Annotated in this window: 2 protein-coding genes; both read left to right on the forward strand. The window is 71.6% G+C overall.

What is annotated here, in order from left to right:
• Window positions 1–531 (forward strand): M20/M25/M40 family metallo-hydrolase (locus G6019_RS13075; RefSeq protein ID WP_182627762.1); only part of this gene is annotated, 531 nt, incomplete at its 5' end.
• A gap of 27 nt (window positions 532–558) precedes the next feature.
• Window positions 559–1,078, forward strand: a 520-nt coding sequence (locus tag G6019_RS13080; protein ID WP_182627764.1) for an NAD(P)/FAD-dependent oxidoreductase, incomplete at its 3' end; no start/stop codon positions are given.

The raw sequence follows: 1,078 nt of genomic DNA on the forward strand, positions 1-1,078 counted from the left end.
TTGATCCCGGCCTCCCGCACCGTCCTCGACGTCCGGCGCATCGCCCGCGCCCACCGGGGCGCCCGGGCGACCGTGGGACGGATCGTGCCCACCCCCGGCGGCACCAACGTCATCGCCTCCCGGGTCGATCTGTGGCTGGACGTGCGCCACCCCGACGACGCCGTCACCGCTCGGATGGTCCACGAGATCGCGGAGGCGGCGTCGGTGGCGGCCGCGCGCGAGGGCTGCGGGAGCTCGATCGTGCAGGAGTCGCTCAGCGGCTCGGTGACCTTCGACCCGGTGTTCCGTGACCGGCTGCTCGACGATCTGCCCGGGGTCCCCGTCCTGGCCACGGGGGCGGGCCACGACGCCGGTGTCCTGGCCGCGCACGTCCCCACCGCGATGCTGTTCGTCCGCAACCCCTCCGGGGTGTCGCACTCCCCGGAGGAGCACGTGGAGGACGCCGACGCCGAACGGGGCGCCGAGGCGTTGGCCGACGTTCTTTCCGACCTGCTCACCTGCGATGACCTCCCGGCTCCCGACGCCGCCTGACCCACACACCACGAGAGAGTGATCCCCATGACCGACACAGCGCACCCGGCCGAGACGGCTCAGCGGGCCGAGACAGTGAAGTTCCTCGTGATCGGCGGGGGACTCGAAGGGTTGTCGATCGCCTGGAACCTGGCCGAGCGCGGCGAGACCGACGTCCTCGTCGTCGAGAAGGACACCCTGTGTTCCGGTATGACCGGAAAGTCCAGCGGCATCGTCCGCTGCCACTACGGTTCGCCCACCATGGCGGCCCTGAGTTGGCACAGCATCCCGGTGTTCGAGAACGCGACCGAGCTGCTGGGCGACGACATGGCGTTCCGCCAGTGCGGATACGCGGTGATCGTCGGCGAGGAGAACGTGATCCCGCTGCGCGCGAACGTGGCCATGCAGCAGAGCCTGGGCATCGAGACCGAGCTCATCGCGCCGGACCGGATGGCGGAGCTGTGGCCCGGCCTGAACGTCGACGACGTGGCCGCGGCGGCATGGGAGCCACGCGGCGGTCGCGGGGAGGCGTACATGACGGGGATGGCGTTCGCCGCCGCCGCCCGCC

This window comes from Dietzia sp. DQ12-76, assembly GCF_014145045.1.
Classification (GTDB): Bacteria; Actinomycetota; Actinomycetes; order Mycobacteriales; family Mycobacteriaceae; genus Dietzia.